This window comes from Flavobacterium sp. Flavsp81 (genome assembly GCF_059491325.1).
On record NZ_CP168505.1, the window covers coordinates 182,885 to 198,970 of the forward strand.

Sequence of the window (16,086 nt, forward strand, 5' to 3'; positions counted from 1 at the left end):
TCTTAAAAATTAAATCCAAGTCTTGCATAGTAGTAAGCTCCGTTGAAGCCCATTTGTACAGCATCCCAGTATCCACCTGCTTCGACCCAGTCATCTTGTTGATCCGGATAAATGTTTAGCAAGTTGTTCGCACCAATGCTAAGTTTTGTTGATTTTGCAAGCTTAAACCCTAAAGTTAAATCGGTTACAATTTTTGCTCCATAAGTATCTGTAGCAGCTTTCTTTTGATTTTCGAATAATTGTGCATCAGTTTCAGAAGGGTCTAATCTGTAATCTTCAGGATCTTCATCCATTTGATAATCTAATAATTTTACTTCGCTGAATCTTGTAAAAGCCAATCCGGCATCAAACCATTTTCTTCCATAGTTAAGGTTTAAACCAAATTTGTTTGGTGGTGCAGAAGCTAATAAAAATGCTTTGTCACGTTCGCCAAAAAATGTTTTTTCATCTAAATCGCCATTTTTCACTTTGTCGATTTTCATGTCATTAATATTTCCAACAAGAGTTGCTCCAAATCTATTTTCGTTTATGGTTTTTTTCCATGCCAGAACGACATCAAGTCCTTTTGTTTTTGTATCGACACCATTTACGAAAAATTGGGCTTTATCTACATTCATTCCTAAAGAAGACGCATCAAAATAACCGGTTAGTACGATTCTGTCTTTTACATTAATAAGATATCCATCAACAGTTGCAGTAAAATCTCCAAAATTGGCTGTAAAGCCTAAAGATGCATTTAAAGCCTTTTCTTCGTTTAATTTTTGAATTCCAAATGCTTTCGTTATTTCACTGTCATTAGGAGCTAATAAAACTTCTGTTGCACCGCCAGAACTAAAGTTCGTAAAACGTAAATTATAATAAATTTGTGCTAATGATGGAGCACGGAACCCTGTACTTACAGAGCCTCTTAAGTTAATATTATCGGTAATTTTAAGTCTTGAAGCTAATTTCCCGTTTACAGTACTACCGAAATCACTGTAATTTTCATAACGAACAGCTCCACTAACCATCCAAGCCTGTGTAATATCTAATTCAGCATCAGTATACAAAGAAAAGTTGGTACGGTTTTTATTTACTTCGTTCAGCGGACTATAACCGGGAAATCCCTGAGAACCTCCGGGTCTTGGTTCTCCGGAAACAGGGTCAATTGGTGCGCTTTGAGTTGTTGGATCTGTAATAGGTACTCCATTAGTATCGTATGTGGCATAAGAACCTTCTTCTCCGGCAAAAATCTCGAATTGCTCGACTCTGAATTCAGTTCCAAAAGCTATGTTTAATCCACCCAGAATGTCACCATAATTTTTTGAAACATCTAAATTTGTAGTGTTTTGAAGTAAACTATGTCCACCGGCATCGAATTCTGTTGGCGAATTTTCTTCAAGTGAAGCGTTGATTGTTCCTTTTATATCATAATGAAATTTGTTTTTTCCTAAAGTATTACTAAAGTCCCATTTCCAGCCTCCGGAAGTCTCTGTTCTAATTCCTGCAGCAATTGAATTGTCATTTATTTTTGATGTAATTCTAGGCGTATATCCACCTGGATAAATAGCTTCTACAACTCTTGCTCCATCATTTCTGGTAAAGGCATAAGCATCGGTATTTCTGAAATTACTTCCTCCAAAAGCATAAAATTGTGTTTTTTCTGATATCGGAACAGCAAGATTAACAAATAAATTTACACCCTGAATTTCAGCTTCTCCAAACCCTTTTCTAAAATCAAAACCAGGCCGTAATGTTTTGTTTTTATTCAGGAATTCACCTGTTACATTCACGTAACCTCCTTTAGTGCCAATAGGGGTACCATAATTAGCAGATATTTTTACAGATCCCCCATCAAAATTTTGATCCTTTCCAAATGAGTTTCCGTTTCCTTTTTTGTCTAATCTATAACCGTCTGTATTAGCAGTTCCTTCAGGAAAATCGCCTTTTGCATTGGTATTAAAAGCACCATACGTTATAGCTCCGGTAAATTCATTCACATTATCATTAGTAACAATATTTATAACTCCTGCAATTGCATCAGAACCATATTGCGCTGCAGCACCATCCCTTAAAATCTCAATTCTTTTAATAGATGAAGCCGGAATTGCATTCAAATCGGTTCCGGTATTCCCACGGCCACGCGTTCCAAATAAATTAATAAGCGATGATTGGTGTCTTCTTTTTCCGTTAATTAAAACCAATGTCTGGTCTGGCCCCAAACCTCTCAACGAAGCAGGATCAACGTGATCGGCACCATCAGAGCCCGATTGTTTGTTAGCATTAAATGAAGGAGCTACGTATTGCAGTAATTCATTAATTTCAAGTTTCCCGCTTTGTGTTGTTACATCTTTTACACTAATAATATCAATAGGAACTGCAGAATTGACAACAGTTCTTTTGGAATTTCTGGAACCTACAACTACGACATCATTCAAAACCTGACCGTCATTTTCGTCTAAAATCAGATCAAGTTTGTTACTAACAGCTTGTTTTTCTACAGTTGAATAACCAACATAACTGAAGATTAATGTTGCTCCTTCTTTTACTTTTATAATATAGCCGCCTTCAAAATCTGTTGAAACTCCATTTTTTGTTCCTTTTTCAACAATATTTACTCCGGGCAGTGGTGCTCCTGCCTTATCTTTTACAACTCCGGAAATTTCTTTTTGTGCAAAAAGGATAATACTGTTTAATAGAAATAATAATAACGTAATCTTTCTCATAGTTTGTTTGGGTTTTGGTTTATTGTTTGTTCTGATTTGTAATAAAAGTAATATTTTTTAACAAAAACTTAATGAAAAGTTTGATTTTTTTTAAGAAGATACTTTAAAAAACATTAATCGTCATTTTTACTTCACTCACGAGCTATTAAATCTTATATTTGCAAAATTTTAAAGCTAAAAAATATCATTTCAATAGAAATAAAAAATCAATAAATAAATCATATCCATTTATAGAGTCTTCTATTCTGTAATAAGTTAGAAGTTTAATGGTAGTACCTGATTATATTCAGGTTCAAATAAAATAAATAGAAACAACAGATGAAAGCAGGAATTGTAGGATTACCAAATGTTGGAAAATCAACATTATTTAATTGTTTATCTAATGCAAAAGCGCAAAGTGCCAACTTTCCGTTTTGTACAATCGAACCCAATATTGGTGTTGTAAACGTTCCGGATCCGAGGATTAACAAATTAGAAGAATTGGTAAAGCCTGAGCGTGTACAAATGGCAACTGTTGATATTGTTGATATCGCAGGTTTGGTAAAAGGAGCGAGCAAAGGTGAAGGTCTTGGAAATCAGTTTTTAGGGAATATTAGAGAGTGTAATGCTATTATTCATGTTTTGCGTTGTTTTGATAATGATAATATTGTACACGTTGACGGAAATGTAAACCCAATTCGTGACAAAGAAACAATCGATATTGAGTTACAGTTAAAAGATTTAGAAACTGTTGAAAAACGTTTGGAAAAAGTAAACCGTGCAGCGAAAACCGGAAATAAAGAGGCCCAAACTGAAAAAGCACTTTTAGACAGAATCAGAGAGTCATTATTACAAGCTAAATCTGCTCGTACCATTATTCCTCAAAATAATGATGAAGAAGTTTTAATGGAATCTTTTCAGTTGATTACAGCAAAACCGGTATTATACGTTTGTAATGTTGACGAAAATTCAGCTGTAAACGGAAACAAATATGTAGATCAGGTTCGCGAATTGGTAAAAGACGAAGATGCTGAGGTTATCATACTTTCAGTAGGGGCAGAGGCTGATATTACCGAATTAGAAAGTTACGAAGAGCGTCAGGTTTTCCTTGAAGATATGGGGTTAACAGAACCGGGAGCATCCGTTTTAATTCGTGCAGCTTACAAATTATTGAAACAACAAACTTATTTTACCGCTGGAGTAAAAGAAGTTCGTGCATGGACAATCAATATCGGTTCTACAGCACCGCAAGCAGCAGGAGTTATCCATACCGATTTCGAAAAAGGATTTATCCGTGCCGAAGTAATTTCATACGAAGACTATGTTCATTACGGTTCTGAAGCAAAAGCAAAAGAAGCAGGGAAATTCAAAGTGGAAGGAAAAGAATATATCGTAAAAGATGGCGATGTAATGCACTTCCGTTTTAACGTATAATTTTTCTTTAGAAAATAGAATTAAGAATAAAGAAAATAGACAAAAACTGCTGGAGAAATTCAGCAGTTTTTTTATGCTTAAAAATTAAGATTTTCTATTGTCAGGATGAACGGAGTCGAAGTCCGTTTATATAATCCAGCCTTCGACTTCGCTCAGGGTGACAGTATCTTTAAAATGAATAATGTTTATCTTTATTCTCCAGGATTTTTTCCGGAAATAAAAATAAAAATTCAAAACCAAGATGGTAAAAATGTAAAATTTCTCTAAAAAAAGAAAATTTCTCTTTTAGATAATTGCTTAAATTTGAAAAACTATCAAAAATCAGCAAATGAAAGACCAAAATATATTTTCTAAATCATGGTATTTACTAAAAAATACCTTTTTAGAATTTCTGGAAGATGACGCTATAAAATTAAGCGCTGCTTTATCGTATTATACCATTTTTGCATTGCCGCCATTATTGATCATTATTATAACAATTTGCGGTTTCTTTTTTGGAGAAGACGCTGTAACAGGCCAGTTATACGGGCAAATAAATGAGTTGGTAGGAAATGATGCAGCAGCACAGATTCAGGAAGCAATCAAAAATGTACAGCTTTCAGACAGTAATATTTTTGTTACTATTTTCGGGGTCATTATGTTACTTATAGGGGCGTCAGGGGTTTTTGCCGAAATTCAGAGCTCCATTAATTATATTTGGGGATTGCGTGCCAAACCAAACAAAGGATTCAAAAAATTTATTCAGAACAGACTAATGTCGTTTTCAATGATTGCATCAGTTGGTTTTCTTATGCTGGTGAGTTTAATGGTAAATGCTACTTTAGACATTTTAAATACAAGGTTAAAAATTTATTTTCCTGAAAGTACGGTGTATTTGTTTTACATTCTGAATTTGATAATTGTTTTAGGAAGTATCACATTGCTTTTCGCTATTATTTTCAGGACATTACCAGACGGAATCATTAAATGGAAAGATGCATTTATTGGGGCCTCATGTACATCACTCCTTTTTATGATTGGTAAGTTTGCAATCGGATTTTATTTGGGTAACTCAACTATAGGATCTGTTTACGGTGCTGCAGGATCAGTGATTATAATTTTGGTATGGGTTTATTATTCAGCTATCATCTTATATTTTGGAGCCGAATTTACTAAAGTGTATGCCAAAAGCTATGGAGGGAATATTCATCCAAATGCATATTCCGTAGAAATTAAAAAAAAAGTTATTGAAATTGATAGTGCAATAAAACAATAACATAGTATTGCTTGCAAAGTATTGAAACAAAAAAGATTATAGTTTAAACAACTGGTTCAAATTTATTTCTTTTTTTTCCCTAAGTTTTTTTACAATTTTCAGGAAAGCAATCGCCGTGATGTAGGCATCACCCAAAGCAGTATGACGGTCTTTTTTTGAAATATCAAATTTATCTGCCAAATCATCTAATGTGTAATGATCTTTTCGTTCAAACAGATGTGATTTGATTAAGGTTTTTTTATACAATATTCCCGTATCCAGAGATTTGTTTTTTAATTCAGGCAGACCATTTCTTTCTAATGCACGATTAATCATTGTAATATCAAAATTAGCATGATGTGCAATAATAATTGAGTCACCCAAATAGTTTAAAAATTGCTCTAAAGCCTCTAATTCTGAGGGACGCTTTACAATAAAATCTTTCAAAATGCCATGAATCTGTGCAGTCGATTCGTCATAATGGTCCTGTTCTATGTAAATTTCAAAGCTTTCTTCAATTTTGATAATATTGTTTTGTAAAACGAGTGCGCCAATACAAAGTATCCGGTCATTTGTATAATCGAAACCTGTCGTTTCTGTATCCAGAACTACAAAACGCGTTTCTTCGATAGTAATGTTTTCATCGAAAAGATTTTCTTCTTTTTCCCAAAATTTAAATAAACTCATCTTTATACAATATTAGAAACATTAAAACGTACCGAAATTAATTCCTGAAGTTCTTTAATGGTTTTGAAAGTTCTTTTTAGTTTTATTTTTTCCATCTTCGAAAGCGATTCCAAAGCGATGAATTGCCCTGAATCATGATGTAAAAGCCCTTGTTTGGTTCTGAATTTTAATAAAGCTTTGAAGGAATAGGAGCACGACAAATAAAGTTCGCTGTTCTGAGGTTCCAATTCAGCCAATTTTTCAAAACGTTCTGCCGTATTGCTGATTGATTTTACAGAATGAGACAAAATCAATACCCTCGCAGCATCTGTCAGCGGCATTAAAGCTCTTCTTTTAATATCAAACTGATCTTTGTTAGCACCATCTTGTTCAACCAGAAATTGTCTGAAGAAACCTGTTGGGGATGGACTTTGTAAAGCTCCGCTAACTAAATGGACATAAAAAATAGGATTGGCTTTTACACTCTCAAAAATCGAGTCTGACAATTGATTAACAATTTCGGCGTCACCATATTTCAGACTGTAATCAAAAAATATAAAAGATAAAAGAACTTCATTTTTCCCCGGATTGTTGATCCAATAGTGTACCTGATTTTTCCATTCGTCCAGACTCATGCACCATTTTGGATTTGAAGCCATCATTTCGGCAGGACAATATTCGTAACCAATAGTAAAAAGTCCTTTGTTTATATAGGTAGCTAATTTTATAAAGTAAGCTTTGGTTTCATCCTTAAAAACTTCAGAAACATTTTCATACACAATGGCATTATCCTGATCTGTATGCAGCATTTGCTCATCACGGCCCTGACTTCCTAATGCCAGCCAGGCAAATTTTACAGGAGGAGCACTGTGCATCTTCTCCAGCGAAATATCAATAACACGGTTTACACAGGCATCATTTAATTCGGTTATGATTTTTGTAATCAGGGTCATCGGGATATTTTGGTCTAAATATCCTTGCAGCAACTGCATGATTTGGGCTCTTATAGGCTTAATTTCTTTAACTTTTGTAGTTCTTTTTAAAGCCTTAATTAAAACCGCAGGATTATTTCCCAGCGACACCATAAGATCGTGTTTAGATAAAATACCAACAGCTTTTGTATTGATAGTTCCATCTTTGGTAAGACACAAATAACTGATATTACTTTTCATCATGGCCATCTGCGCCTCGGTAACCGTCATTTTTTTAGAATAAGTAATCACTGGCGATGTCATAATTGTTTCGGCTGCAGTAGTAATAGGATAATCACCGGAAACAATTTTGTTGCGCAAATCTTTGTCGGTAATAATTCCGATTGGAAGCATTTCATCAACAATTAAAATAGCACCTACTTTTTTCTTCGTCAGAATTTTTGCAATTTCTTTTGCTGTTGTAGAAGGACCGCAGGTAACAATTTTTTTAGAATATTTTACAGGCTGCAAATCAAATAATTCTTTATCTGAACTTAGATTTTCCTGTGCGACAACTTCACCGTATAAATTATTTTTATGAACTTCGGAATAAGGATTTTTAGTGTTCGAAGCATAACTTTCGATCAGGAAATTACCAACATCTTTGTTTTCTAATGCATAAGGTTTAAAAACAGCAATAGGTATCGCGTACAATATGCTTTCTTCATAAGTACTGGCTTCCATAACATAATTCTCCTGTGCCAAAAGAGGCCTAAGCCCAAAAATATCACCTTCATCGCACATATCCAGAATAACATTCTTTTGATTCTTTTTGAGTGCAACCGCTCCTTTATGAACCACATAAAATGAATCATGGGTTTTTTCATTTTCTGTAAAAATCACCGAATCTTTTTCTTTATAAATAATAGAAATCTGTTCAGATAACTTTTCAAGATCTTTTTGATGTAAAAAATTAAAAGGAGGAAAACTTTTTAAAAAGTCAGCAACTCTATGTGAAATAGTATTTTTCATTCGTTAGATTTAGATTCCAATTTAAGACTTAAAATAGAAATGTAAAAGAAACACATTTAAACTTTTTATTCAACTATATTTTATGAAATATCTGGTTTATTTGTTAAACAAAAAAAGCTCCTCGAAGGAACTTTCTATAATTATTTACGATTGTTTTTTCCGGACTCGCATGTTGATGAATTCTACTGCCAATGAAAATGAAATGGCAAAATAGAGATATCCTTTTGGGACTGCACCAATATGCTCACCTGCCAATGCAGCGTTCGATAAATGCATACTTTCTGTAATCAGCATGAATCCGATTAATATCAAAAACGAAAGACCTAATATTTGTATTGATGGATTTTTATTAACGAAATTGCCTACCGGAACCGCAAATAACATCATTACTCCAACAGAAATTACAACGGCTGTAATCATAATAGTCAGAGCTCCTGAAACACCATTCGTCATTCCGACCGCTGTTAAAATCGAGTCGATTGAAAAGATTAAATCGATTAATAAAATCTGTATAATCACATTTGTAAATGATTTTTTTACAGCTGTACTTAATGTTTTTTCTTCGTCACCTTTATGATCTACTTTTTCACTGATTTCTTTAGTGCTTTTATAAATAAGGAACAAACCTCCCAAAAATAAAATTAATGCCTGCCCTGTAAAATCACCTTCCAGCCAGCCCCAATGTATGCTGAATATTATAGCTTTCATGGCAATTAAATAGGAGATTCCCATTAACAACGCAATACGCATAAACATCGCTAAAAACAAACCAATCCGGGTTGCTTTTTTGCGATCTTCTTTGGGGAGTTTGCCTGTTACGATTGATATGAAAATAATGTTGTCAATTCCTAAAACAATCTCAAGAAAAGTAAGTGTCAATAGGGCAATCCATGCATCAGGATTCAAAAATACTTCCATTTTAATAACTTTTTATTTAGTCAACTTTATATACTGTTCCGCGTTGTTTTTCATCAGAACCAACCATTCCAAACTCAAAAGTATAAGAATCTTTTTTAGTCGTTAAAATTTTCATGCTTATCGCTTTCTCTTCCGCCATATTTTTCGGGTGTTTCTTTTGCAGAATATATTCGCAGTCACTTACCCAGCGTACAGTCGAAGTATCAGTTTTGCCGTCAAAAGTCTCAATTTCGATACCATCTTTACGTTCAAAAAAAGTAGTTTTTTTAACGCCGTCTATTTCAATTTCAAATTTAAATTTTCCGTTTTTAAAGTCTTTGCAATTGTGTTCTGCATTGTAACAAGACATTAGTAATAGTAATGGCAGAAGTAATAGTATTTTTTTCATTTTAAATTTAGGTTGTTTTAGGAGCTATTTCCTGCTTTTCATTGCAATCTTTTTGTTTTTAAAGAAAAAACAAAAAGGATTTCCATTGCAATCAGGGCTAGAACTATATTAGGTAAATAAGAAACATTATTACAATCAGGGTAAAAATGATATTAAGAAAACTCAAAAAAAATAAATTTCGTCTTTTGTTTTCACGACTTTGTTCATCAGATAATTTTGTTCTGCAAAATTTTATTAAAATCCAGTAAGCAATCCCACCTAAATTAGCATGAAATTCTATCATTTTAATCTTTTTAATTCATCATCAGTAAAGTTCTTGATTTCTTTTTCTTTGGCAAACTTTTCGGCATTGTAATTTCCTGATTTATTCTTCGGAATCGATAAACTGTCCCAATCGTTTTTCTTCAATTGTTTGGCATAAAAAACAATTTGACCAACGTGATACGGATAATGTGCCAATTGACGATTGATTGCTTCTACTACCGTGTGGCCCTCATTTCTAATATAAATAATATCCGAAAGCTGCTCTGGTTTTAAACTGTTCAAAGTATTCAGAAAGCATTCCCAGCCTTTATTCCATGTTGCTAAAACTTCTTCTTTTGACTGTAAATCATTTTCGAATTCGGCATCACGGTTGCGCCATTCTTTTTCACCGTCTGTAGTCAGAAAGTCTGTCCAGCGTGACAGCATATTACCGGAAATATGTTTTATAATGGTTGCAATACTATTGGTATCTTCATTTACAGAAATAAAAAGCTGTTCCGGTTCTAGTTGATCCATGGCTTTTTCGCCCAGCATTTTATAATACAAAAACTGCTTTTTAACGCTTTCCAAATAAGATACAGATGTATTCATGATTAAACAATTTTAATGTCATATTTGTCTAAAAGGCCAACAATTCCCTGAGTCGAAAATTGCGCTTTTCGCATCGGATTAAATTCGGGATCGATTTTGTAGTTATATGCCGTTCTAAAATCAGCAGCAGCTAATTGTGTATCATTAAAAATAGCACCATCTAAATCACAATTATCAAAAACCGAACTGGTTAAGTTGGTTCCTATAAAAGTAACTTCTCTTATTGAACAATTGATAAACTTGGTTTTTGCCATTTTCTTATTTGAAAATATGGCATAATCCAAAGCAGTTTCTTCAAAATAAACCTGGAATAAAAAGTCATCACATTCGTTAAAAGCGATTCCTAAAAGCTTGCAGTTTTTGAAAGTCACATTTTTTAAACTCGTTCCCAATAAACTTGTCATTGACAAATTACAGTCAATAAATTCGCAGTCCAAGAAAGTATTGTAGGCAAAATTGCTGTTCGAAAAATCACAGTTTTTAAAAACACAATCTTCAAACTCCCGATTGTTTATTTTTTTGTCAATATAAATGACTTTCTCGAAGGTTTTCTGAATGTATATTAGACTTTCCATGAATGTTTTTTTGATTTTCGGGCATTGTGGCAATTGCAATAGATTTACTTTCAAAGAAAATATAAAAATGGATATCTTCTAATTGATCTAAGCATCGCTTGACCAAATTATTTTCTGCCCCATTTTTTGGCAATTTCTTTGGCTTGATCTTAAGTATAAAACTTACCATTTTTAATATTTTCTAATGCATTTTCAATGTCTAAATTGTAAGCTGCATCCGAGTCAACATTTGAGTTGTTTATGGATTGTAAAAGATGTTTCAATTTTTCGACAAAAGAAGGATCTTTTACCTTATCAATTTCCTGATGAATCCAATTTAATTCTGCTTGAATATCCATAATTGTGAATTTTAGTAAAGATACAAATTAGTCATTAAACAAACCCTTCATGATGATTTTCAATCCGTAAAAAATTAAAAACATAGCGCTTAAACAAGCTACAATTCCAACACCTAAAACTAAATAATGCCAATTTGTATGCTGATTCATAAAAGCATTATAAATCAACGAAGGGCCAATAAATAAAAGAGGCAGTGAACCTGATAAGTATTTAATTCCTTTTCCTAATAATTCTTTATTTGTAGCCATTTGTTTTTTGTTTTTGAAAGTTTCAAGTTTCAGTTTTTTTTCGTTTTAGGTTTTGCGAACTTATAATAGTTTGCATTTCACATTTCACAAAAAACATTTCACTTAATTATTGTAATTCTCTACAGCATTTCTAACACTTCCGTATTTTTTTAATAATTCAGAAGCTTCTTCATATGAAACCGGAATTTCTCCCATAATCATTTTCACACCACGATCAACCAGTTTGATGTTGCTCAATTGCATATCAACCATTTTATTTCCTTTCACTTTTCCAAGCTGAATCATAGCTGCAGTAGAAATCATATTCAAAACTAATTTCTGAGCAGTTCCTGCTTTCATTCTGGAGCTTCCGGTAACGAATTCGGGACCAACCACAACTTCAATAGGAAACTTAGCTGTTAGTGCCAAAGGGCTTCCCGCATTGCAGGTAATACAACCTGTTAAAATATTATTTTGATTGCAGGTTTCTAAACCACCAATAACGTAAGGAGTTGTTCCTGATGCGGCAATACCAATAACGGAATCATTTGTGCCTATATTATGTGCTTGTAAATCTATCCAGGCCTGAGTTGCATTATCTTCGGCATTTTCTACGGCACGACGAATGGCAGTATCTCCGCCTGCAATGATTCCGTTTACCAAATCAAACGGGACACCAAAAGTAGGAGGACATTCAGAAGCATCTACAACGCCCAAACGCCCGGAGGTTCCTGCTCCGATATAAAATAGTCGCCCGCCCAGTTTTAATTTAGCAACAACCTGCGCCACTAAAGCTTCAATTTGCGGTATAGCTTTTTCAACTGCAGCAGGAACAGTTTTGTCTTCATTATTGATATTTGTAAGCAGTTCGTGAACCGACATTTTTTCTAAATGTTCGTACTTTGACGCTTGTTCTGTAGTTTTTGTGAAGGTCATTTTTCGTATAATTGGTCTTGCCCAAAATTACTATTTTTTATTGCAATTTTCAGAAGCTTTTTGAAAGAACTAAATATTATATTTGTTAAATATTAAAAGATAAATGGATAGATTAAGCTTACTGCAGGGGATTGCCAAAATCTCGGTTTTTGTGTCTTTACTGATGGCATTTTTTCTATATACCGTTAAAACCGAGAATAAATTGGCGAATCGTTTATTTGCGTGGTTTTTTATTGTTTCGGCTATTGACCTTAGTGGCTTTTTCGTTTACGATTATATTCAGGATTATCTGAATTTGGTAATTTTCAGATGGACAGTCTGTTTACTTGCAATGCCATTATTTTACCTTTATGTATTAGCAGTTTGTTATTCTGATTTTAGATTAAAGTGGAAACATTTGGTGCATTTACTTCCAATTATTGTAGTGAATTTAATTTTTCTTCCGAGACTTTATTTGGCAAATGGCACTAATGAACTTTTTGATTCAATTGACCAAATGCCTGAAATAGTCCTTATTCAGGTTTTAATTGAATTTCAATACGTGTTTTATATTGTCAGCACATTTTTAATTTTAAAAAAATATAAAGAGATTTATCTGGAAAATTATGCCAATCCGAGTTCTTTAACTTACAAGTACCTTTTTCAGATGACCACTGTTTTTCTTGTTGCACACTGTTTGGTGGCATTAAAAAATGTATTGCGTTACAGCGATTACAGACAGATATTTCTTTGGTTAAATGTAGTGGTAGGAACTGCAGCATTATTTATTACTTGTTGGTTAGTAATGAAAGCCCTTAATCATCCGGAACTTTTTAGGGGAATCAATTCTAAACTAAAATTGACGAAAGATATTCTTCCGAATGAGGAAACTGACACAACCGAAATAAAAGAAAATCATAACGAAACAATTGCCACTCAAATTTCAATATTGAAACAATACATGGCTGAAAAAGAACCTTTTCTTGACCCGTCGCTTACCATTCAGGAATTGGCCAATCAAATTGATATCCCGGTTCGGGATTTATCTGTTTTGATTAATCATAAAATGGATCAGCACTTTTTTGATTTTGTGAATGAATATCGAATTCAAAAAGCAATGGGTATTTTAAAAGATAAGTCTAAAAGCGACCTTACCGTTTTAGAAATTTTATATGAAGTAGGTTTTAACTCCAAATCTTCGTTTAATACTTCTTTTAAAAAATACACCAATTTAACGCCTACAGCTTACCGAAATGCCTCATAATTAGTAGCTTGTAAAAAGTCGTACTTCGTACCTTAAAAAGTCGAACCAATTTCCTGAACAGAAAATGGTTCGACTTTTTTTTGTCGGTCGAATCCGGAAAATTTCTAAGGCAACTTTGCTTCAAATTAATCGAACAAGTTAAAACTAGAAATTATGAAAACAGTAAACCTCCTTATCTTTTTATTATTGCCATTTTTTTGCTTAGCACAATTAACATTTAAATTAAAAGGGAAAACAGCAAGCGAAACGACATCTTTAGAATGGGCAGATATCTCAATCTTAAATTCAGAAGGAAAAATTATTGATGGAACTACAACCAAACAAGATGGCATTTTTGAAATCAATCTTAAAAAAGGTTCTTATAAGATAGGCATTAGCCTTTTGGGATTTGAAGAATACGAAAAAGAAATTTCGATAGAAAATGATACCGATTTGGGAACCATTATCCTAAAAGAAAATGCAACCAAATTAGTTGAAGTTGTTGTTCAGTCTAAAAAGAAAATAATCGAACAGAAAACAGATCGTTTGGTTTACAACTTAGAAAATAATATTACAAATGTGGGAGGCGATGCTTTAAGCGCCATTAATACTGCACCGGGAGTTGTAGTCAGAAATAATACAATCAATATTTTAGGAAAAGGAACTTCTCGCGTTATGATTGACGGAAGGATGATTGAATTAACGGGCGAAGAATTGAATAACTTCCTGAAATCAATATCTGCCGGTGATATTAAAAATATTGAAATTATAAGCAATCCTCCGGCGAAATATGAAGCGGAGGGAACTGGTGGATTGATTAATGTTATAATGAAAAAAGGAGTTCGTGATTCATGGAAAAACACTACTACAGTTTCTTACGATCAAAATAAGTACGGAATTTATACTTTAAGAGATAATTTCTTTTACAATAAAAACAAGTTTCGTTTTTCTGCCGGTGTTAATGCAAAAACAGGTTATTTAAATGCTACAGATGACTTAAAAATGTATTTTTCAGATGGACTTTCACATATGAAAAGCACAACAAAAGTAAAAAGCGAAAATCTTTCCGGAAAAATAGCTTTAGACTATGATTTTTCTGAACGTACAACAGTTGGTTTTCAATTTTTAAATGACAGAAATAATCCGGACTTTAAATCGGATATTACAATTAATAAATATAATACTCAAAATGAACTGGAGGATATTACGATCAATAAAAGTAATACTGACAAAGGATTTGGCAATCAAACGTATAATGCACACCTGATAACCAAATTAGATTCTCTAAAAAGAAAGCTTTCATTCGATGTGGATTATTTTAATTACAATTCGAAATTCGATAGAAATTTTGTTGCTAATAATTATACGCCAGATATGACATTTGTGGATGTAAATCAGTCTGGAAGAAATATTTCGAATCAGGATATTGACAACTGGAGTTTTAAGGCCGATATGGAACATCCGTTTCAGACGATCAATTTGTCTTACGGTGCTAAAATGAGTTTTACAAACAGTATCAGCGATGTACTTTACTACAATACAATTTCCGGAAATCCGGAATTAGATCCAAATCAGTCAAACCGATTTAAGTACACTGAAAATAATCAGGCGGTTTATATTAATGCAGATAAAAAACTGAATGAAAAATGGAATTTTCAATTGGGATTGAGGTTGGAAAATACCCAAACTACCGGATTTTCGGAAACTTTGAATCAGGAAACAGAAAATAATTATTTAAAATTATTTCCAACAGTTTATGCTTCTTACCAGAAAAACGAAAATAATATTTTTAGTTTGAATTACGGAAAAAGAATCAACAGGCCTCGTTTTGATTTATTGAATCCGTTTCGCATTTACATCAACAGTAATAGTTATTCAGAAGGAAATCCGTTTTTAAAGCCTTCGTTCAGTGACAATTTTGAGTTGGCACATTCTTATAAAGAAATTTTGAGAACCAGTGTTTTTGTCAATTCTGTTACAAATGGTTACGGCGTTTTATTTACGTCAAACCCGGAAACGAATACGCAGATTATAACGCGTGAGAATTATTTTAAAAATTTAAATTATGGTGTTGGAGAAAGTTATTCGGCAACTTTTACAGATTGGTGGTCAAGTGAGAATTCATTGTACTTTTTAGGTGCAAAAACAAAATTTATTGCAGCTATTAATGCAGTGCCATCAAATAGTTTACAAATTGATTTTTCTACAAATAACACTTTTGTATTAGGCAAAACAACAAAGTTACAAATCGATTTTTCGTATACAAGTCCTTTTAAAGGTGGTTTGTATGAAGTAGGATACGCCTCGGGTTTTGATATTGGTTTCAAACAGGATTTGTTTAATAAAACGATGCAGATTGCATTTTTGGCAAATGATATTTTTAATACTTCTTATTTAAAAGATTTTACTTCGGTTGTAAATGGTGTCAAGCAGGTTTACAGCCAAAATGAAAGTAATCGATTTGTCCGTTTGTCTGTGGTTTACAATTTTGGTAATAAAAAGATAAACGTAAAGGAACGCAATTTTGGAAATCAGGAAGAGAGAAAGAGAACGGGGAATTAATAATTAGTCAATTAGAAAATTGAATTATGAAAATGAAAACACGAGATTTTCTTTTGTTTTATTGCGTGAGGAATGGACGCTGGCTACCGAAGTAGCGCATACA

General features: G+C 33.0%; 14 protein-coding genes. 4 read left to right on the plus strand and 10 right to left on the minus strand.

All coding sequences use genetic code 11. The annotated features are described in order from the left end of the window. Window positions 1-2: 2 nt before the first annotated feature. The gene (locus ACEN92_RS00730) at window positions 3-2,705 is read right to left on the minus strand and encodes a TonB-dependent receptor (RefSeq protein ID WP_495640456.1); all 2,703 of its coding nucleotides are present in this window, start codon (window positions 2,703-2,705) and stop codon (window positions 3-5) included. Between the two features lie 318 nt (window positions 2,706-3,023). Here ACEN92_RS00730 and ychF point away from each other — a divergent pair, with 318 nt between their 5' ends. Beyond that, complete coding sequence (gene ychF / locus ACEN92_RS00735; RefSeq protein ID WP_495640457.1) at window positions 3,024-4,118, plus strand: redox-regulated ATPase YchF; 1,095 nt, start codon at window positions 3,024-3,026, stop codon at window positions 4,116-4,118. A gap of 328 nt (window positions 4,119-4,446) precedes the next feature. Beyond that, window positions 4,447-5,373 carry a YihY/virulence factor BrkB family protein gene (locus ACEN92_RS00740; RefSeq protein ID WP_495640458.1) on the plus strand — a complete coding sequence of 309 codons (927 nt, stop codon included), beginning with the start codon at window positions 4,447-4,449 and terminating at the stop codon, window positions 5,371-5,373. 36 nt (window positions 5,374-5,409) lie between these two features. Here the strand turns inward: ACEN92_RS00740 and ACEN92_RS00745 are convergent, their stop codons facing one another. From ACEN92_RS00745 to murQ, 9 genes are all read right to left on the minus strand, one after another. Then, window positions 5,410-6,039: a 3'-5' exonuclease gene (locus ACEN92_RS00745; RefSeq protein WP_495640459.1), complete on the minus strand. Its 630-nt coding sequence runs from the start codon at window positions 6,037-6,039 to the stop codon at window positions 5,410-5,412. Window positions 6,040-6,041: 2 nt separating this feature from the next. Next, window positions 6,042-7,961, minus strand: coding sequence for a DUF294 nucleotidyltransferase-like domain-containing protein (locus ACEN92_RS00750; protein ID WP_495640460.1), 1,920 nt, complete (start codon window positions 7,959-7,961; stop codon window positions 6,042-6,044). A gap of 144 nt (window positions 7,962-8,105) precedes the next feature. Then, the gene (locus ACEN92_RS00755) at window positions 8,106-8,879 is read right to left on the minus strand and encodes a TerC family protein (protein WP_495640461.1); all 774 of its coding nucleotides are present in this window, start codon (window positions 8,877-8,879) and stop codon (window positions 8,106-8,108) included. 16 nt (window positions 8,880-8,895) lie between these two features. After that, entirely contained in the window at window positions 8,896-9,267 is a 372-nt protein-coding gene (locus ACEN92_RS00760; protein ID WP_495640462.1) for a DNA topoisomerase IV, read from the minus strand. Between the two features lie 279 nt (window positions 9,268-9,546). Beyond that, complete coding sequence (locus ACEN92_RS00765; protein WP_495640463.1) at window positions 9,547-10,122, minus strand: DUF1572 domain-containing protein; 576 nt, start codon at window positions 10,120-10,122, stop codon at window positions 9,547-9,549. Window positions 10,123-10,124: 2 nt separating this feature from the next. After that, window positions 10,125-10,697, minus strand: coding sequence for a pentapeptide repeat-containing protein (locus tag ACEN92_RS00770; protein WP_495640464.1), 573 nt, complete (start codon window positions 10,695-10,697; stop codon window positions 10,125-10,127). Between the two features lie 149 nt (window positions 10,698-10,846). Then, entirely contained in the window at window positions 10,847-11,035 is a 189-nt protein-coding gene (locus tag ACEN92_RS00775; RefSeq protein WP_495640465.1) for a hypothetical protein, read from the minus strand. Between the two features lie 27 nt (window positions 11,036-11,062). Then, the gene (locus ACEN92_RS00780) at window positions 11,063-11,284 is read right to left on the minus strand and encodes a DUF6095 family protein (protein WP_495640466.1); all 222 of its coding nucleotides are present in this window, start codon (window positions 11,282-11,284) and stop codon (window positions 11,063-11,065) included. A 102-nt stretch (window positions 11,285-11,386) separates the two neighbouring features. Continuing rightward, window positions 11,387-12,199 (minus strand): N-acetylmuramic acid 6-phosphate etherase, encoded by an 813-nt coding sequence (gene murQ, locus ACEN92_RS00785; protein ID WP_495640467.1) that lies wholly within the window; start codon window positions 12,197-12,199, stop codon window positions 11,387-11,389. Window positions 12,200-12,302: 103 nt separating this feature from the next. Here murQ and ACEN92_RS00790 point away from each other — a divergent pair, with 103 nt between their 5' ends. Then, window positions 12,303-13,442, plus strand: coding sequence for a helix-turn-helix domain-containing protein (locus ACEN92_RS00790; protein ID WP_495640468.1), 1,140 nt, complete (start codon window positions 12,303-12,305; stop codon window positions 13,440-13,442). A gap of 153 nt (window positions 13,443-13,595) precedes the next feature. Then, entirely contained in the window at window positions 13,596-15,983 is a 2,388-nt protein-coding gene (locus tag ACEN92_RS00795) for a TonB-dependent receptor (RefSeq protein WP_495640469.1), read from the plus strand. Window positions 15,984-16,086 lie beyond the last annotated feature (103 nt).